The following is a 17,020-nucleotide window of genomic DNA, read 5'->3' as shown; positions in this document are numbered from 1 at the left end:
TACCCCCATTGGTCCTACCCGAACCCGGTGGGATTGGGCAATTCCTTACCCAATCCCGCATGGGTAAGGGCAAGGCGGTGATATTTTTCGGCATGACGGAGGAGATCGGCAGCTTCCGCCTCAGATACCGGACGAGCAACTTTAGCCGGCATCCCCACCACCAGCGATCGCGGGGGTACATCCTTCGTCACCAAGGCTCCCGCCCCTACAATGCTGCCGCTGCCCACCCGTACCCCATTCAGCAGAATCGCCCCAATGCCAATCAGACAGCCCCGCTCTACATGGGCACTGTGGATTACGGCTCGATGCCCCACCGTCACGTAGTCCTCCAGTACTGTGGGTAACCCTGGATCACAATGGAGCACTGCCCCATCCTGGACATTGCTGTAGGCTCCTACCCGGATTGCCTCCACATCTCCCCGCAGTACCGCGCTGTACCAAATACTCGCCCCCAGCCCCAGGGTAATCTGCCCCATCACCGTGGCCCCTGGGGCAATAAATGCCGCCGAACTCACATCGGGAATCGGCCAAAAGTCACCGGGGGCCGACAAAATCGGAGCGGCAGGGGGAGCGATATTTTCGGAATAGAGGGCTGTATTTTCGGGCATGGGCCAAGCCTGGGGTCAGAATGGTCGGATAAGGCACCGGGGGAGGGGATCCCCCCCGCTATAATACGGCTACTGGACCCAACGGACTGCATCCATCGGCCCATGCTTCATGGTTAACCCAGCCCTCCAACATCCCATTTTTGGCCCGGAGATTCACTGTCCCCATTGTCGCCAAGTGATTCCCGCTCTGACCCTGACGGATACCTATCTCTGCCAGCGCCACGGAGCCTTTGAGGCAGATCCTAAAACCAAAGAGTTGGTGCATCTCCAATCAGGACGCCACTGGCGGCAATGGGAAGGGGAATGGTATCGCCAGCACACCCACCCCGATGGCATTCGCTTTGAAATCCATGAGGCGCTGGATCGACTCTATACCCAAGGCTATCGGGCTACACGGGTAATTATTGCCCAGCGCTATCGGGAACTGGTCAATGCCTACCTAGAGCGCAGTGCCCCTTGGCGAGGATCGGGGGATAGTCATTTGCCCCGCCTCTATGGCCTGCCCGTGGAGTTTAGTCCCGATTCCCAGACAGAGCCCCAGTGGGATGTGATCAACTTCAATCTAGAGAAGGAACCGGGCGTTCCCGTACGTTATCCCTATTTTCGTCTGTTTGAGTGATGGCGTTCTGGACTGTTCTAGGGACTGAGTGACCTGTGCCTATGCACCATGCCTCCATTCGTACCGCGAATATCCATCGAGCGATGGCCTTTTATGAAACCCTAGGCTTTACCCTAGAGGAACGGTTTACCGCAGGCATTACCTTGGCTTGCTGGATGACGGGGCTGGGGGGCCGCATTGAGCTGCTCCAGGTACCTGAGCCCCAACCCGCTGCCGATGCTTTCTACGATGAGCACTACACCGGGTACTATCACCTCTCCTTTGATCTGACAGATCAGGTGTCTTCGCTGCCAGACTGGCTGCATTCCTTAAAACAACGTTTTCGGGCAACTGCGCCGGATGCCCCCGAGACTAGATCTGCTCTCACCGTACTGTTGCCGCCCCAACAGCAGATGATTGGCCCTCGGATCTATGAAGTCATGTTTATTGCTGATATGGATGGCCTGCCATTGGAATTTTTGCGAATGATGCGTCATGGGTAATGAAGGGGCTCAGCCCTTTGCCAATAACTGGGCCTATTTGAAAACGGAGTTGCACTGGCTAGACCGTCTGTTGCTGCTGGCGGTTTCCCGCCAGCGGGGAGAGGATAAGGTTCTGAGTCGGGTCGTGCAGACGGAGCAGGACCGGGTCACAAGTCACTGGTGGAAGGGCATTGTCACCCTGCCGCGATCGCACCCTCACGAAGAAGGGCCACCCCCCAAACCCGTTGCCCCCGGAGCCAGCTATAGCCAGCAGCTCGAAACCCGCATTCAGGCCAGCCAGAGCCAGGGTATTATCCTGGCCTTGCCCACGCTGCGGGATCACTATACCCTCACTGGTTTTGAAAAAAACCTGATGTTGCTGGCGCTAGCCCCAGAAATTAACCGTCGCTATGGTCGCCTCTACGACTACCTGCAAGGGGAGTCGGGGGATCTGGAGGATCTACCTACGGTGGATCTGTGTCTGCGCCTACTGTGCCGCAATGATCAGGCTTGGCAAGCGGGGAGATCGCGATTGGTGGCCCCCAATTCCCTGGCGGAGCTGGGGCTGGTGGAATGGATTGGGGATGAGGGCACGCTTCTGAGTCAGCAGGTACGGCTGACGGAGCCTGTGGTGAACTACCTCTTGGCGGCGGATCCCCCTGCTGAAGTGCCCGATACGACCGCCTTTAGTCTGTCTGCGATGGAGACCGATGCCACGATGGCCAAATCCACCTCCCTACTGTCTTTGGAGTCCATGACAGCAGCGGGGACTACCGATGCTACGGTGTCAGCCCCTAGGGGAACTGATCTAGAGATAGAGGACTGGGAGGAGCAGGAGGACGCGGATCAAGATCCGGCCCCAGGGGAGGGTGCTTCTGCCCCAGCGGAACTGGAGTCAGGAGCGCCGACTTTGGTGGCGGTGCCCCATACCCTCAGCAGTGATTGGGATGCCTTGATTCTTCCTAAGGCATTGAAAACCACCCTGCAATCCCTGGGACGCCAGGGTCTCCAGCGACAACGAGCAGCGGCGGTGCCCGGTCTAATGGTGTTGTTGGTGGGACCGGCAGGGACGGGGAAAACCACAGCGGCCACTGCGATCGCAACTGATATGGATCAGGCCCTTGCCATTCTGGACTTGGCCACGGTAGCGGCCCAAGATGACGAAACCTTGTTAGAAAGCGCCTTGGTGGATGGACGCCCGCTGCTGGTGCAGGGGGGCGATCGCTGGTTAGGGCGGTTGGCCACGGCAGATCCGGCCCAGCTCTATCTCTGGTGGCAACAACGCCAGCGGGCCAGCGGGCTGACGTTGGTGGCGGTGACGCACCTCCAGTCAGTTCGGCCTCAATGGCGACAGCGGTTTGACAGTATTCTCACGTTTCCCCGTCCCGACAAGCGGGCACGTCAGCAAATCTGGTCCCAGGTGTGGTCCCCAGATCTGAATACTAGCGGCATTGACTGGAGTTGGGTGGCCCAGGAATTACCCTTAACGGGAGGGGAAATTCAGGCCATCGCTTGCACCGTTGGCTTAGAGCTTCAGGCCCGAGATCGCACCACCCTCACCCTCAAGGTTTTGAGGGAAGCCGTGGCCCTACATCACCCCGCCCTCACCCTTAACTGATAATTGGGACAAATCCGGATCCAATTCTGGATTCAGAAGGCCAGTGCCCAGACTAAATGTCAGGGGCAGCGTAGGCAGGCTGAGGCCCTGTTGCAACCCCTGGGCCACTAGGGTGAGGATGTCTACCAGTTTGGGATCCCAGCGGCTACCTTGATCCGCTTGGCAGGCCGCGATCGCAGTTGCGATGGCCGGAGGTCGGTCATTGGCCATGGCATCTTCTCCTGCCTTCTCCTGCATGGCCATCACCTGGGCTTGAAAGTAGCTGACCAAGCCCAGCAGCCTCGATTCTAGGGGAATTTGATCTCCAGCGAGACCGGCTGGCTGGCCTTGGCCATCCCATCGTTCCATCTGGTGGGTGATGATCTGGGCCACTGCCCGCAGTTGGGGCATCCGGCGTAGCACTTGGGCACCGGGCACCAAGGGACAAGCCGGGGCAGTGGTGGCGGGTAAAGCCTCCGGTTGAAAGGGGGCGATGCGGTGGAGCCAACCCGCCAATTGCAGACGCTTCAATCGCCAAGCGGGGAGATCAATGAGCTGGCCCATCATTTCCAGCAGGGCCGTCACCTCCACCGCCGCCTTGGGATTAACCGGATCCATCAGATCCACCAATTGAGCCATGCGGAAGAACGCTTGGAGTTCATTGGAGGCCAGGTTTTGGCTCAAGGCATCGGGCAGGGCAAAGGTGCGATCATCATGGACCTGAACTTCACAGTCCTGGAGATAGTCCAACACCCGGTTCACCGCGATGCCCACCACCTGGGAAGAGGCGACTTCGCTGAGATGGGGATTTTCCGCCAGGATGGCATCCCGCTGGCGTTCCAGCCGATGCTGAAGATCGGTGTCATAGCGACCAATATGGGCGATGGCGCAGTCCACGGTGTGCTGCACTAGGGCCGGATCAAAGGTCCACAATCCGTAGAATTTGCGCTCTAGGTCATGGGTGGGGCAGCCCTGGGGACCATAGTCCGTCGCCGAAAGCTCCTGGCAGAGCACCATGGCGGTGTAGCGAGGGGAGAGGATCACCAGATGCCATTCCTGGGCAACGGGATCGTCGGGATCCAGATCCACTAGGTCCACATTCTCCCGCTGACTGGTGGGGTGCTGGTGAAAGCCCGTATCAGCAGCGGCCATGATCACGACTTGGCGGGCCTGATCTGCGATCGCGCCGTACCGTTCCGCCTCTTGCAGATACCATTTGCCCTGTTGAAAAGCAGAGATTACCAGCGGCTCCGCCTTTTCGGGCAGATCCGTCGCCAGAATGCAATCCTCTAGGGCATGGCACAGGGCCACCAGGGTATTTTTGTAGTACACCCCAAAATTGAGGGGAGTCGGATCCTTATCCACGGCCCCATCCTGCCCCACCACCGTCACCAGTTGCTTTAGTATCGAACCGTCCTGCATTGGCTTCTACCCGCGCCTGCCCTGTGAACTGTCTGTCCTGTCTGGCCCCATTCTGTCCAGGGTTGTCCAAGATGGGAAACCTCGCCTTAGGAGGACACCCCCACCAATTCCCGCCGGGGTGGCCCCAGGGGAGCCGAGAGGGCTTCCTCTAGGGGCGATCGCCCAAACCGCGTTTCCAGAATGTCCATCACCTCACGACCAAAGTCACGGGGATTTTGTCGCCATGCCTGGAGACAGACCGCCCCAAACATGGACCCTAGAGGTTCTGGGTTCCACAACAACTTGCGGGCGGTCCAGGGCATAACACTCATAGGGTTATAGCCCGGTTTCAGAATGCCCTGATCAAAGGCGTAGTCCTCTAGATGGGTGTGGGGTTGTAAGCCGATGAAAAAGATTGCAGGCTCCACCTTGTCGCGGCCAAACACCGCCTCTAGGGCGCGATGGTAGGCAATGGTTTGGCGAATGGTTTCGGGGCGCTCGTCGATCACATTAAAGGAATAGTTGACCGAGACTAGGTCATTGAAGCCCGCCGCCTTCAGGTCTTTGCAGTTTTGCAGCACGGTGCGGAGGTTATAGCCCATCCGCATTTTTCGCACCAGTTCCTGGGAACCGCTGGTGATACCGATTTCAAAATAGTTCATCCCCGTGGCCACCATCAGGCGACAGAGTTCGGGGGTGAGGTTGTCGGCACGAATATAGGCGGCCCAGTGGATATCGGTCATGCCAGAGTCCAGGACTTTTTCCAGCAGTTCTATGGCATCAGCCATGTACTTGCGGGCGGGGATGAACTGGGCGTCGGTGAACCAAAAGTTGCGAATGCCGCGATCGTAGAGCTGGCGCATTTCCGCGACCACTTCATCGGCGGGATTGATGCGAACCTGCTTGCCCTCAATCACGGTGTAAACGCAGTAACAGCAGTTGTGGGGACAGCCTCGTTTGGTCTGTACCCCCACGTAAAAGTCATTGTCTTGCAGGTAATACTGAAACTCTGGCCAGATCTGTTCAATATAGGGATAGTCGCAGGCGGTCTTTTCGATGGGGGTAGGGGCTTCGTGGATCATGCGATCGCGGGGCTTGGCCTCCCCCACCACGTAGCAGCGCTCCTCGGTAATGGGCTGATCTCGCAGCAGCTTCTCTAGTAGGGTTTCCCCCTCGCCAACGGAGACGATGGTACCTAGGGGCAGAGTCTTACCGAGTTGTTCGTAAAAGACGCTGACCGCCCCCCCGCCCACTACGGCACGGGCATCGGATCGATAGCGCCGAGCCCGCTTCCAGCCCTGCTTGATCAGCCCTAGATTGCGCCACAGCTCCGTATAGTAGGCCGTCGTTACCCGTAGTCCCCCCAGGGCTCCCCGCAGTTTCAGGAATGGATTGCGGGCATAGAACACCTCAAAGGCGTGCTGGAGAGGATTACCCCCCCGCCCCCCCACGGGGGCATAGATCTGAATATCACGCCAGGAAAAGACCAGGAGAGAGGGTTTGAACTCATCCACGCAGGCATTCAAAGCCGCCTTGTAATCCAGGGGCGGCACAGCCCCCAAGTCAAAAATGCGCTGCTCCACCGAGGGGAAACACTTGTGGACATGATCTGCCAGGTACACCACCCCAATCGGGAAGATGGGGTTGCAGGGAAGGCGGACGTAGAGAATGCGATCGCGCATAGCAAACAGGGGTGAGAGGGCCTGAGTTGGAAATGCCTGAGTGTTTATGTATCTTTACGTTTATCCTAACACTTCTCATTTTTCTGGCGGTGGCAGCTCATGTCACCAGCAGAGCGCTCATATTACTGCTGACAGCTCGCCAGAATGGCCCCCCAGAAGGCTTTTTACCCTAGAAAGGCGGATTTTATGGGCTGGATCCCTAGGCGTATGGTATATTCTGCAACGAGTTAGTTTTTCCTTCATATTGTTGCATTCCTAACAAGGCATGGCTTAAGCAATCCGGCCTTGGGAAATAGCCCATCACATCTAAATCACACGGCCATGCACCCCGCCATTACATTGCGAACTGTTGCGCGATGTAAAGAAATGTGAAGTGTTTAGCGGGGTTGGTAGTCGTGTTTACAGCCAGTCGGGATCGCCTAGTGTTACCTTGCAGGCGGTAGTTGATTGTGGCTCGCCCTTGGAACTTTATGTCTCAAATTTTAGATTCAATTCCCTCAGATAAACCAGAGCGGCTCCTCTGCTGCTATGTGAACGCTACCGGCAAGATTCAGATTGCTCGCATCACCAATATTCCCAATTGGTATTTCGAGCGGGTTGTATTTCCTGGTCAAAAGCTGCTGTTTGAAGCCCTTCAGGAGGCGCAGCTAGAGATTCACACGGGCATGATGGCCAGTTCAATTCTCTCTGACACCATTCCCTGTGAGCGGTTGGCTTTAGAGGAGGAAGAAGAAGCATCCTCCCCTTTTCACTCCCTGATGAACAGTGGGCCGGACACTAGCAATGCCCGTCAGGCCGTTGCGATCGCATCCGGCAACTAGAGGCGATGGACAATTAAAGCTGGACTCCTGATGGCAAGAGGGCTACAGCCCCTAGCTCGATTCAATAAAGCGGGCGTGTTCATACCTGCCCAGCAAGGGTTTCGCCGAGGATTGTCCACACGCCCTAGGGGTCTGTCAAACCTAATTTTGTAGATTGGGTGCAGCGCTAGCGGAACCCAACATGGCCCACCGCTGTTGGGTGACCCTTCGTTTCACCCAACCTACGAGTCCTTCGCTTAGCCCTCAATGCCTGAATATGCGGGGTGAGCGGAGTCGAACCCCAACGCGAGTGTGAGTTTAATTTCACCTACCTACTTATCTAAAACTCTGGAAGCGTATTTGGATGGTAAGCACGTCGGTTAAACCCCTGACTTTGGCCGCGTTTCTGGAACTGCCGGAAACAAGACCTGCTAGTGAATATATTCAGGGACAAATTATTCAGAAGCCGATGCCCCAGGGGAAGCACAGCTCCATTCAGACAGAACTGTCTACGGCGGTGAATGCTGGACTTAAGACCCAGCGGGTGGCCCGAGCATTTTCAGAGTTGCGCTGCACCTTTGGCGGCAGATCAACGGTTCCTGATGTGGCGGTATTCACTTGGGAACATATCTCTCGGGATGACAATGGCGAAGTCGCGAATGTGTTCCTGCGCCCTCCCGACTGGACTATTGAGATTCTATCCCCGGAGCAAAGCCAGACGAAGGTTACGAAAAATATTTTGCATTGCCTCGATCATGGCACTGAGATGGGGTGGCTCATTGATCCTGAGGAGAGGACGGTGTTTGTTTATCAGCCTCGTCAACAGACGTTGGTTTTTGATCTACCCAATCAACAATTGCCGGTGCCGACGTTTGCTCTGGATATCGGGCACTGTCCTGTTAAGGGGTGATCCATTCAAATCCTCTGGATAAGAGGATCTCAGAGATTTTCAGTGGGCGCTGAATGAATCCCATTGCCATTGCTGGTGTTCTGGCTTTGCCTAAACTCCAATGGGGCCGCACCCAGTTGTGAATCAGGCGCTGTACATTTAAAGCCCGCTGCAATCCTTCTAACTGCTTAGCGTAGTGGTTCTGACGTCTTCGATAGGCCGTTGCTCGACGCCTCAAGGCACTGTTAAAGGCTTCAAGGTGATTGGCATGAACCTCTGCTATGGAACTCATCGCTGTCCAGGGATGCTCCACTTGGAGCCACTCCACCCGGGCCTTGCCTTGAGAGCCTTTGATCTTGATGGCCACTTCTAAACCTTCACGCCAGACCTTCTGATAGGGATATGCCTCTGAGGTCAGGTGGCTCGGTAGATAGACGCTGGCCAGTTTCCACAATTCCTTGCCATAGCGCCGCTCGCCATCGGTAAACCATCGAATCCAAGCACTGGACACAGCCCACTGCCAGGCCCGCTCCACCCCCTGCTCAAACAACTGAGCCGCCTTGAGTCCCGCACTGGCTTCTAGCCAGTAACGACTCTCTCGCTCAATGAAGCTGATCGTCCAGCCTTCTGAGGCTTCGGGGGGAAGGTTCTCTCCCACCCGGGTATAGAGTTCATCGCCCTCTATGGTGACTTCTCCGCCCTCAGGTGCAGGGGGAGACCAGGCGGGCAGATGAGATGATAAGCGCTCTTCCCAAGCGCTAATACTGCTCGGGGATGTCCCCACGACCCTAGCGGCGGCTCTGATGCCAAGACCTTCGCCTCTGGCATTCAGGGCCATCTCTACCGTGGCTGCTGGCGTTCGTAGGCGGGCCATCGGGGTACCGCTACGTTCATTGAAGCGACGGCCACACGTCTTACAGAGGTAGCGTTGCACGACTTGATCGCTCTTCAAGGTTTTGCTACCGTTCTTGACGACCTCTTCACTCTGGCAATAAATACAGTGCATTGGGCTTAAGGCTTGCTGCATCTACAGTCTAGCTCTCACCCCCTAAGCTGACAGTGCCGGATATCGAGCTAGGGGTGGAGACTATTTTTACCTGGTTGCTGGATTAGCAGTGCAGCGCCATCCCAACAGGGCTAAGAGCAGGGCGGCGGCGATCGCAGTACTGCCCCAGATCAAGGGCTGATCGCTATGGCGAACCGCGATCGCACCATAGGCCCAGAGATACACCAGGGTAAAGGCCACATCTCGCCGTTGCCACACCACCACCGCCGCGATCGCTGCCGTCACCGCCACCATGATCACCGTCCAGGTCTCCGGCCCCAGCCCCCAACCCTGCCAACCAGCGGCATAGAGGGCCGAGGCCACATTAATCACCGTCGCCACCGAGATCCAGGCGAGATAGACACTGAAGGGATAGTTCACAAACCAGCGGCGGGCGCGACGACTGGGGACTTGACCGATCTCTAGCCGCAGATAGGCCACCATCAGCGGCAGCAAAATCCCCAGCATCGCCACAATCGACAGGGTGAAAAACTGCAATGTGAAGAGAAAAATCCAGAGAATCTGCGCCCCACAGGCCAGCAGCAGCAGACGACTGACAGCCCCCAGGATACGGCTTTCCTGAACCAGGGCAGAGTTGTGACCATTCAGATCAGTACTGCGGCTATGACGACGTTGGCAACGTAATTGATAGACCCCATAGGCGATCAATCCCCCATAGATCAGCCCCCAAATGGCAAAGGCATAGTTCGCTGGCGTAATCAGCACCCCCGCCAGGGTCGTGTTGGCAATCTCCCCGACAGCCTTGCCACCGGGCGGGAAAATATTGGACAGCGTATTCACCGCCAGGGTGGCCCCAATGCCCACCAAGGTCGCGATCGCCCAGCCCCACTCCGCCTTGCCCTGAGCTGTCGAGATGGCCATAGTCGAACCTCCTTCCATGAATGGCAGTTACCTCCAGTGTGACGGCAACCAGGGTGGAAAAACCTGGGGATCCGCCGGGATTCAGTCTACATTCGTAAAAAACATTACAAAAACCTATCTCTGCCCCTAGGCTGTCTAGGATGCAGAGATTCCCTTGCTAAGCAACCCTAGGAGGTATGCTGTGACCGGACGATCCCCCGCCGCTGGCGGTGCACTAATTTTGACTACCCTAGAGGGTGTTCCCGGCAGAACCATCGTGCAGCACCTCGGGCTGGTCCAAGGCAGCACAGTGCGGGCTAAGCATATCGGGCGCGACATTGCCGCCGGGTTCAAGAACCTAGTTGGGGGCGAACTCAAGGGCTATACGGAACTTTTACAGGAGGCCCGTCAAGAGGCGACCCAACGCATGATGCAGGAGGCGCTCCAAAAGGGGGCAAATGCGGTGGTCAATATCCGCTTTGGTACCTCCTCCCTAACCCAGGGGGCAGCGGAACTATTTGCCTACGGCACGGCAGTGCGGGTGGAGTAATAAAACCCCATGGGAGAGTTTATTGGGCTGATCATTTTTGCAATTCTGTTAGGGCTGGGCTACTTTGTCGGCAGCGCCACAGAACGACAGCATTTCAAGTCCCTGAAGCAACGGGAATATCAAACCCGCCAGATTCTCATCAATAACATTGGCGCTAAAACACCCCTGCCCCAGGCGGGCCATGCCCGCCTGTTTGTGGGCAGTGTGGTTATCTCTTCGGACTATTTCAAGACCGTTGTGGCGGGGTTTGTGAATATCTTTGGGGGCCGCATCCGGGGCTTTGAAACCCTGGTAGAACGGGGACGACGGGAGGCGATTTTGCGGATGAAGGCAGATGCGATCGCATGGGGAGCTACGGAAGTGGTCAATGTGCGACTTGAGACTTCAGAGTTGGGGGGCCAGGGGACAGACCAAGGTGTGGTGGCGGTGGAGGTCATCGCCTATGGCACCGGAATTCGCCCCTAGTACCGCAGGGCGTAAATCAGTCCACTATTGTCGCGTCAGCCCAACATTTTCCGGTCCCCTCTCCCAAGGGGAGAGGGCTAGGGTGAGGGGCCGAGTGTGCCACGATAGAACGGCCAGGGTATTTCCGCCGCAGAGTATTAGTGTTCCGTCAGGAAAATTTTGACGGATCGAAGACCCTCAAAATTGAACCCCAACCAAACTCCAGGATTTCGGTCACCCGTCAATCATTGATTGACAGACCACTAGGACAGAAAGGCAGAAGGCAGCTTCCTACTAACCCCTGCGGGGTAAGCACCGAGATGTGTGTACACAGTAGCCCAGGGTGAGGGAGGGACATGGACCCTGATTCCACGCCACTGCTATCCGCCCTAATGGCAGCAGCACAGCGGCAGACCACCGCCTTCCATACACCGGGGCACAAGCGGGGCCAAGGGGCTTCGGCGGCGTTGCGGGCCTTAGTGGGATCGGTGGCCTTAGGGGCCGACTTGCCGGAATTGCCGGATCTGGACAATTTATTCGCCCCGACGGGACCGATTCGGGCGGCGCAGGATCTCGCGGCCCAAACCTTTGGGGCGGAAGCGACCTATTTTTTGGCCAATGGCTCCACCTGCGGCATCGAAGCAGCGGTGCTGACCACCTGCGGCCCAGAGGATCGGATTCTAGTGCCGAGAAATGTCCATGGGTCCGTGCTGTCAGCCCTGGTATTGTCGGGGGCAACTCCCGTATTTGTGGAGCCGATGACGGACCCAGATTGGGATCTGGCCTGGGGGCTGACACCGTCCCAGGTGGCGGCAGCATTGGCCCAAGTGCCTGACATTCAGGTGGTGCTGGTGGTGTCCCCCAGTTACCAGGGCATGGCCAGCAATCTGGGGGCAATCGCCCGCCTCGTCCATGACCATGGGGCGGTGCTGATCGTGGATGCGGCCCACGGAGCCCATCTGGGGTTTCACCCTGACCTGCCGGAGTCGGCCCTGGAAGCAGGGGCGGATGTGGTGATTCAGTCCACCCATAAAACGCTGGCGGCCCTGACCCAGGCAGCGATGCTCCATGTCCAGGGGCAGCGGGTAGATCGGGATCGGCTCTGTCAAGCCCTGCAACTCACCCAGTCCACTAGCCCCAATTACCTGCTGCTGGCTTCCTTGGATGCGGCCCGTCAGCAAATGGCCGATCAGGGCCGAGAGTTGCTTCAGTACACGCTGGATCTGGCGGGGCGAGCCAGGAGCAATCTGGCTGAAATATCATCGCTGCGGGTGCTGTCGGCGAGGGGCTCAGATCAGGGCAGTCCCCATCCCTCTTTACCGGAGGAGACGTTTCAACTGGACCTGACCCGTCTGACGGTGGATGTGTCGGCCTTGGGACTGACGGGGTTTGCCGCCGATGAATGGCTCCACGGGCAACGGGGGGTGACGGCGGAGTTACCGACCCTCCGACAACTCACCTTTATCCTGACCTTTGGCAACAGGGCTGGGGATATTGATCACCTGGTCCAAGCTTTGGCCCAATTGGTGCAGGACTCTGGGGGGCGGAGGGGGGCAAGGGGGGGCGTTCCAGCGCGGTCTTTTTCTCCCAGCTCTGCCTCAAGTTCTGCCCCAAGTTTTGCCCCAAACTCTGCCTCAAACTTTGGGTCAAGATCCGCGATGGCCAGAGGCCGGTCAAAGCCCATCACCTGTCCCCCCCTCACGCCTCGGGAGGCATTCTTTGCCCCCCAGCGACGGGTGCCTGTAGCGGAGGCGGTGGGCCAGATCAGTGCCGATAGTCTCTGCCCCTACCCCCCCGGTATTCCCCTGGTGCTGCCGGGGGAGGTGATCACCGCTGAAGCCCTGGCCCAGCTTCAGGCGATCCAGGCGGCGGGCGGCATGATTACGGGGTTGCGAGATGCTCTGGAGACGTTGCGGATTGTCCCCACGCCCTAGAAACTTCCCCATAGCCCTGTTAGGCTAGCTCTGCCTCACCCGCCTATTTTGGAGCTTTATGGCACCCCTTTGGCCCTATGCCACCCCCGGCATTCCCGATGCCCTCTTTGAGCAGTTGCCCGGTATTCCCATCAGCAAGCGGGAGGTGCGGTTGCTGATCGTGGGGGCACTGCGCCTAGAGGCGGCGGCGGTGTTGTGGGATATTGGTGCGGGGACAGGATCCGTCGCTGTGGAGGCGGCGCTGCTGTGCCCGACGGGGCAGGTAGTGGCGGTGGAGCGGGATGAGGAGGTAGTCAGTCTGATTCGCCAAAACTGCGATCGCTTTGGTCTGGCAAATGTGACCGTCATTGAAGGTGTCGCCCCCGACTGTCTCGCCCAGCTCCAGCCCCGCCCGGACTGCATCATCATCGAGGGGGGCCGTCCCCTGAAGCCGATTCTGCAAGTGGCTTGGGAGCATCTGCCCTCTGGGGGCCGCATTGTGGTGACGACGGGAACACTGGAAAATCTGTACACCCTGTCGGAGACTTTTGCCGCTCTCCAGGTGCGTAATGTGGAAATTGTGCAGCCCGCGATTAATCGCCTGGAAACACGGGGTAGTCAGCAGGTCTTTCGCGCTATTGACCCCATTTTCATCCTCAGTGGAGAAAAGCTCTAGGGCACTTACTGCTCAAGTTTTAGGAAAGTACTGAGTTAGGAATGCGGCAACGGTGAGGATGGAAATGCCTGCAACGCTCTTGAGAACGAGAAGATCATCATCGCCTGAAATGATGGCCACAGCTTGAGCCGCGATCGCAGCTTGAAGCACAATCCTATCGTCAGCGTCTCGTAACCCTGATACATCAAGGGGGACAGCACTTTTGCACAAGGATACTAGTACTGTGCGGGGTAAATACTCTGACCGTTCTATCGTGGTACACCTCGACCCCTCACCCTAGCCCTCTCCCAAGGAGAGAGGGGACCGGAAAATGTTTGGGTGGTGCGACAGAATAGTAAGCCTATTTCAGCCTAGGTGTACTAGCCTTGAGGCATTAGACCTGTTGTGAAATAGGGGATAATAGCCTCTAGAGCTAGTTAACCTGGTTGTGCCGTGCTGAACCTCCAACGTGCCCTCAAGAGTGACCGCCTCTTGCGGGCTTTGACCGGTTTGAACCGGAAAGCCTTTGAGGAACTGGAATCCACCTTCGCTCAGGTGTTGGCCCATGCAGAGGTTCCCCGTCGGAGCCCCTTACCCCGTCAACGGGCCACCGGAGCAGGACGAAAACCCAATTTAGCAACGGTCGAGACCAAACTGTTCTTCATCTTGTTCTACTTCAAGGTGTATCCGACCTTTGATTTGGCCGGTGTCCTGTTTGACCTGGATCGCGCTCAGGCGAATCGTTGGATGCATCGCCTCCAACCACTGCTGGAGGAAGCCCTGGGTGAAAAAATGGTGTTAACGCTATGGGATTGCCGCCCAGGTCTATCGCAATCGCAAAGCGAACTTTGATGACCGCTCCATCTTCACAGCGGCAGGACTCTGGAACTTTTATCTAATGGCCGCTTAACCGAGGGAGGAAGGAAGTCGCCCTTGAAGGTTTTGACTGAGCATTATTTCACAACAAGTCTAATAAAGACAGCAGGAAGGAAGGAAGGCAAACTTTGTTTGTGTCGCAGCGGGTTTAACCGCCGTGAGTCCATGTCTTGTCGGTCAATCTGCCCTACTCCTGTTCACAAGCTCCAATGCTGACCCAACTGCTGGAGCCGTCATCCCAGTGTTCCTTTTTCCAGATGGGGGCGTTGTGCTTGAGGGTGTCGATGGCGTATTGGCATGCGGCGAAGGCTTCGGAGCGGTGGGGGCAGCCGATGGCGATGAGGACGCTGATTTCCCCCACCGTCAGACGTCCTGTGCGGTGATGAATGACGATGGTGGTCACATCTGCCCAGGTGCGACGAATCTCGGCGGCAATCTGCTGAAAAATGACTAGGGCCATGGGCTCATAGGCTTGATATTCCAAGGATTCTACGGCTCGTCCCTCGGTGTTGTTTCGCACCATGCCACTCATGACGACGATCGCGCCATTGCTCCCCTGTTCCGCGAGGCTGTATACCGCTGCCAAGGACAGGGGGGCAAAGGTGATGGCTAGGTGATCCTGGGGATGGGGGGGACTGGGGGGGGCGGATGGAGGGACAGATGAACTCAGCACCACGGTAAGGTTGACTCTTCTATTAGGGTGTTGGGGTATTGGGGTATTGGGGTGGTTTCGATCTCGGCCTGAGGGTAATTTCTACCTCAGTGGAGGTAGGGTGCATCCGCGAAGCGATGCACCTCAATCCAGTACCCTCACGGCTGTGCGCAATTCAACTGAATGTCGCTACAGCCGGATTTCACAGCAGATCTAGGGCATCGGAGCGGCGGGTACCCATTAGATATAGTAGGGCCATGCGGGTGGCGATGCCGTTGGTGACTTGACGACCAATCAGGCTGTACTGGGGATCGTCCATGAGGTCGGAGCTGAGTTCCACACCACGATTGGTGGGGCCGGGGTGTAGCACTTTGACCCCAGGGGCGCAGGGGCGAATGCGATCGCGGGTAATGCCAAACTGCTGGTGATATTCCCGCAGACTAGGGAGGAGATGCTGGGCCATGCGTTCCCGTTGCAGGCGTAGGGTCATGACAAAATCCGCATCGGCCAGGGCAGGGGCTAGGGTGGAATGCTGGACGATCGCCCGTTCCACCCCCGCTGCATCTAGGGGGAAGCTTTGGAAGGCGGCTCCGAAGCCGGGGGGGAGTAGGGTCGGGGGGCCAGCTAGGTGTACCTCCGCGCCGCAGGCGGTGAGACTCCATAGATTCGACCGGGCTACCCGAGAATGGAGAATATCTCCAACTAGGGCCACCTTTTTACCCCGCAGGGCGGTGACGGTGGGATTGTCCGGATTCAGGGCTTGGGCAAGGGTGAACAGATCTAGAAGGGCTTGGGAGGGATGTTCATGGGGGCCATCCCCCGCATTTAGCACTCCCACGCCTGATTGCAGCCGATCCAATTCTGCCGCGATCGCATGGGGTACCCCCGCCGACTGGTGCCGCACCACCATCAGGTCTGCCCCCATGGCCAGGTAGGTTTTGGCCGTGTCTAAAATCGTTTCCCCCTTGGTGAGGGAGGAGGAGCCGGGGGCGAAGTTGAGCACATCCGCTGAGAGGCGTTTCGCCGCTAATTCAAAACTGCTGCGGGTGCGGGTAGAGGGCTCAAAGAAGAGATTTGTCACCACCCGCCCCTGGAGTGTCGGCACCTTTTTGGTACGGCGGGAGAGGACATCCCGAAAACTCAGGGCAGTACGGATGACGGTGTCGTAGTCGGTGGGGGTGAAGGCCGACAGGGATAGGATGTGACGATGGTGCCAAGTCTCAGCCACGGATGCAGTCTCGTTCCATAGGGGTCAGGGCTGAAGGATGCTCACTTCTGTTCAATTTCGTTGACGACCCCGTTATCAAACCGGAAGGGACAGTGCCATCAGCCGCAATCAGTATTGCAGTCAGTAAGGATACAGGGCCATGACCAAGGTCAGCATACATCGCTTTTTTCCCGGACCTCGATCCGTTGCTGGGGCTATTGTCCTGGGACTGGGTTTATTGACCATCGGCGCGATATCACCGCCGCCCACCCCCAACTCTGCTATGGCGGAAACGCTGCCCCGCTCCCAAGGGGAGCGCCTCACCCTGGCCCTGGGCCAAGTGAACGAACTGTGGACTACCGTCCTCCGTCAGCCCCCCGGCAATCTGGTGGCTATTAGTCGCTACCTGCCCGATGCTGACTGTGATGGCTTTGAAACGGAACCCGCGATCGCAGATCCCCAGCAGTTGGAATCCGTGGTCCAGGGTATCCTGCGGGATTCCAGTCTGGACCTGGTAGCCCTGGAGTTAACGGGGTATCGAGTCCAGCGGGAGGGAGGCGGCACCGTCACCATCGATCTGCGCGTTGCCCCCAACTCCCAGCGCCAGTTGGTTTCCCTCTCTTCCTGTGAGCAGATGCTCCTCTTTGGTAGCCTTCGCCGCACCCTTCTGGACAACCCGGCCCTAGCAGTAGAGACTCTGCGCTTTACAGAGCGGGGCCAACCCGTAGAACTATAGCGTTTCTCCCTCGGGTTAAGTACA

18 protein-coding genes are annotated in these 17,020 nt (G+C 57.6%); 11 read left to right on the top strand and 7 right to left on the bottom strand.

Annotation, left to right across the window (positions count from 1 at the left end; genetic code table 11):
- Positions 1–14: 14 nt before the first annotated feature.
- Positions 15–608 carry a gamma carbonic anhydrase family protein gene (locus LEP6406_RS0214865; RefSeq protein ID WP_008311431.1) on the bottom strand — a complete coding sequence of 198 codons (594 nt, stop codon included), beginning with the start codon at positions 606–608 and terminating at the stop codon, positions 15–17.
- 109 nt (positions 609–717) lie between these two features.
- Between LEP6406_RS0214865 and LEP6406_RS0214860 the strand changes: the two genes are divergently transcribed.
- The 3 genes from LEP6406_RS0214860 to LEP6406_RS0214850 are packed head-to-tail and all read left to right on the top strand — an operon-like array spanning position 718 to position 3,306.
- Complete coding sequence (locus tag LEP6406_RS0214860; RefSeq protein WP_008311430.1) at positions 718–1,227, top strand: TIGR02652 family protein; 510 nt, start codon at positions 718–720, stop codon at positions 1,225–1,227.
- Between the two features lie 41 nt (positions 1,228–1,268).
- Complete coding sequence (locus LEP6406_RS0214855; RefSeq protein ID WP_008311429.1) at positions 1,269–1,709, top strand: VOC family protein; 441 nt, start codon at positions 1,269–1,271, stop codon at positions 1,707–1,709.
- Positions 1,702–3,306: an AAA family ATPase gene (locus LEP6406_RS0214850; protein WP_008311428.1), complete on the top strand. Its 1,605-nt coding sequence runs from the start codon at positions 1,702–1,704 to the stop codon at positions 3,304–3,306. The genes LEP6406_RS0214855 and LEP6406_RS0214850 overlap by 8 nt, the downstream gene beginning before the upstream one ends.
- On the opposite strand, the gene LEP6406_RS0214845 is transcribed toward LEP6406_RS0214850, so the two are convergent.
- Positions 3,277–4,707: a DICT sensory domain-containing protein gene (locus LEP6406_RS0214845; protein ID WP_008311427.1), complete on the bottom strand. Its 1,431-nt coding sequence runs from the start codon at positions 4,705–4,707 to the stop codon at positions 3,277–3,279. The two genes, LEP6406_RS0214850 and LEP6406_RS0214845, sit on opposite strands and share 30 nt — an antisense overlap.
- Positions 4,708–4,793: 86 nt before the next feature.
- Positions 4,794–6,368, bottom strand: a complete 1,575-nt coding sequence (locus LEP6406_RS0214840; protein ID WP_008311426.1) for a photosystem II high light acclimation radical SAM protein — start codon at positions 6,366–6,368, stop codon at positions 4,794–4,796.
- A gap of 470 nt (positions 6,369–6,838) precedes the next feature.
- Between LEP6406_RS0214840 and LEP6406_RS0214835 the strand changes: the two genes are divergently transcribed.
- Together LEP6406_RS0214835 and LEP6406_RS0214830 are read left to right on the top strand one after the other, a co-directional pair.
- The gene (locus LEP6406_RS0214835) at positions 6,839–7,189 is read left to right on the top strand and encodes a DUF1830 domain-containing protein (RefSeq protein ID WP_008311425.1); all 351 of its coding nucleotides are present in this window, start codon (positions 6,839–6,841) and stop codon (positions 7,187–7,189) included.
- A 343-nt stretch (positions 7,190–7,532) separates the two neighbouring features.
- A complete protein-coding gene (locus LEP6406_RS0214830; RefSeq protein WP_008311424.1) occupies positions 7,533–8,078 on the top strand; it encodes a Uma2 family endonuclease in 546 nt (181 codons plus the stop codon).
- Here the strand turns inward: LEP6406_RS0214830 and LEP6406_RS32210 are convergent.
- Positions 8,068–9,063: an IS1/IS1595 family N-terminal zinc-binding domain-containing protein gene (locus LEP6406_RS32210; RefSeq protein ID WP_081748042.1), complete on the bottom strand. Its 996-nt coding sequence runs from the start codon at positions 9,061–9,063 to the stop codon at positions 8,068–8,070. The two genes, LEP6406_RS0214830 and LEP6406_RS32210, sit on opposite strands and share 11 nt — an antisense overlap.
- A gap of 87 nt (positions 9,064–9,150) precedes the next feature.
- The gene (locus tag LEP6406_RS0214815; protein ID WP_008315521.1) at positions 9,151–9,984 is read right to left on the bottom strand and encodes a hypothetical protein; all 834 of its coding nucleotides are present in this window, start codon (positions 9,982–9,984) and stop codon (positions 9,151–9,153) included.
- A gap of 181 nt (positions 9,985–10,165) precedes the next feature.
- Here LEP6406_RS0214815 and LEP6406_RS0214810 point away from each other — a divergent pair, with 181 nt between their 5' ends.
- From LEP6406_RS0214810 to LEP6406_RS33860, 5 genes are all read left to right on the top strand, one after another.
- On the top strand, positions 10,166–10,513 hold the full coding sequence (locus tag LEP6406_RS0214810) for a YbjQ family protein (RefSeq protein ID WP_008315524.1): 348 nt from the start codon (positions 10,166–10,168) through the stop codon (positions 10,511–10,513).
- Between the two features lie 9 nt (positions 10,514–10,522).
- On the top strand, positions 10,523–10,978 hold the full coding sequence (locus LEP6406_RS0214805) for a YbjQ family protein (protein ID WP_008315526.1): 456 nt from the start codon (positions 10,523–10,525) through the stop codon (positions 10,976–10,978).
- A gap of 335 nt (positions 10,979–11,313) precedes the next feature.
- Complete coding sequence (locus tag LEP6406_RS0214800) at positions 11,314–12,891, top strand: aminotransferase class I/II-fold pyridoxal phosphate-dependent enzyme (RefSeq protein WP_008315772.1); 1,578 nt, start codon at positions 11,314–11,316, stop codon at positions 12,889–12,891.
- A 58-nt stretch (positions 12,892–12,949) separates the two neighbouring features.
- Positions 12,950–13,546, top strand: coding sequence for a precorrin-6Y C5,15-methyltransferase subunit CbiT (gene cbiT, locus LEP6406_RS0214795; RefSeq protein ID WP_008315770.1), 597 nt, complete (start codon positions 12,950–12,952; stop codon positions 13,544–13,546).
- A gap of 432 nt (positions 13,547–13,978) precedes the next feature.
- Complete coding sequence (locus tag LEP6406_RS33860) at positions 13,979–14,377, top strand: helix-turn-helix domain-containing protein (RefSeq protein ID WP_051463712.1); 399 nt, start codon at positions 13,979–13,981, stop codon at positions 14,375–14,377.
- A 211-nt stretch (positions 14,378–14,588) separates the two neighbouring features.
- On the opposite strand, the gene LEP6406_RS0214780 is transcribed toward LEP6406_RS33860, so the two are convergent.
- Together LEP6406_RS0214780 and LEP6406_RS0214775 are read right to left on the bottom strand one after the other, a co-directional pair.
- Complete coding sequence (locus LEP6406_RS0214780; protein ID WP_317133840.1) at positions 14,589–15,074, bottom strand: molybdenum cofactor biosynthesis protein MoaE; 486 nt, start codon at positions 15,072–15,074, stop codon at positions 14,589–14,591.
- Positions 15,075–15,255: 181 nt separating this feature from the next.
- Complete coding sequence (locus LEP6406_RS0214775) at positions 15,256–16,281, bottom strand: aspartate carbamoyltransferase catalytic subunit (RefSeq protein ID WP_008316267.1); 1,026 nt, start codon at positions 16,279–16,281, stop codon at positions 15,256–15,258.
- Between the two features lie 139 nt (positions 16,282–16,420).
- Here LEP6406_RS0214775 and LEP6406_RS32905 point away from each other — a divergent pair, with 139 nt between their 5' ends.
- Entirely contained in the window at positions 16,421–16,996 is a 576-nt protein-coding gene (locus LEP6406_RS32905) for a hypothetical protein (RefSeq protein WP_008316269.1), read from the top strand.
- Positions 16,997–17,020 lie beyond the last annotated feature (24 nt).

It is taken from the genome of Leptolyngbya sp. PCC 6406 (assembly GCF_000332095.2).
Taxonomy (GTDB): Bacteria; Cyanobacteriota; Cyanobacteriia; order Phormidesmidales; family Phormidesmidaceae; genus PCC-6406.
This window is presented reverse-complemented; position numbering and strand designations above follow the sequence as displayed.

What these genes read in the sequence shown, in the direction of transcription:
- LEP6406_RS0214865 (WP_008311431.1), bottom strand. Translation starts at nt 608, where the DNA reads ATGCCCGAAAATACAGCCCTCTATTCCGAAAATATCGCTCCCCCTGCC.
- LEP6406_RS0214860 (WP_008311430.1), top strand. Translation starts at nt 718, where the DNA reads ATGGTTAACCCAGCCCTCCAACATCCCATTTTTGGCCCGGAGATTCAC.
- LEP6406_RS0214855 (WP_008311429.1), top strand. Translation starts at nt 1,269, where the DNA reads ATGCACCATGCCTCCATTCGTACCGCGAATATCCATCGAGCGATGGCC.
- LEP6406_RS0214850 (WP_008311428.1), top strand. Translation starts at nt 1,702, where the DNA reads ATGGGTAATGAAGGGGCTCAGCCCTTTGCCAATAACTGGGCCTATTTG.
- LEP6406_RS0214845 (WP_008311427.1), bottom strand. Translation starts at nt 4,707, where the DNA reads ATGCAGGACGGTTCGATACTAAAGCAACTGGTGACGGTGGTGGGGCAG.
- LEP6406_RS0214840 (WP_008311426.1), bottom strand. Translation starts at nt 6,368, where the DNA reads ATGCGCGATCGCATTCTCTACGTCCGCCTTCCCTGCAACCCCATCTTC.
- LEP6406_RS0214835 (WP_008311425.1), top strand. Translation starts at nt 6,839, where the DNA reads ATGTCTCAAATTTTAGATTCAATTCCCTCAGATAAACCAGAGCGGCTC.
- LEP6406_RS0214830 (WP_008311424.1), top strand. Translation starts at nt 7,533, where the DNA reads ATGGTAAGCACGTCGGTTAAACCCCTGACTTTGGCCGCGTTTCTGGAA.
- LEP6406_RS32210 (WP_081748042.1), bottom strand. Translation starts at nt 9,063, where the DNA reads ATGCACTGTATTTATTGCCAGAGTGAAGAGGTCGTCAAGAACGGTAGC.
- LEP6406_RS0214815 (WP_008315521.1), bottom strand. Translation starts at nt 9,984, where the DNA reads ATGGCCATCTCGACAGCTCAGGGCAAGGCGGAGTGGGGCTGGGCGATC.
- LEP6406_RS0214805 (WP_008315526.1), top strand. Translation starts at nt 10,523, where the DNA reads ATGGGAGAGTTTATTGGGCTGATCATTTTTGCAATTCTGTTAGGGCTG.
- LEP6406_RS0214800 (WP_008315772.1), top strand. Translation starts at nt 11,314, where the DNA reads ATGGACCCTGATTCCACGCCACTGCTATCCGCCCTAATGGCAGCAGCA.
- cbiT (WP_008315770.1), top strand. Translation starts at nt 12,950, where the DNA reads ATGGCACCCCTTTGGCCCTATGCCACCCCCGGCATTCCCGATGCCCTC.
- LEP6406_RS32905 (WP_008316269.1), top strand. Translation starts at nt 16,421, where the DNA reads ATGACCAAGGTCAGCATACATCGCTTTTTTCCCGGACCTCGATCCGTT.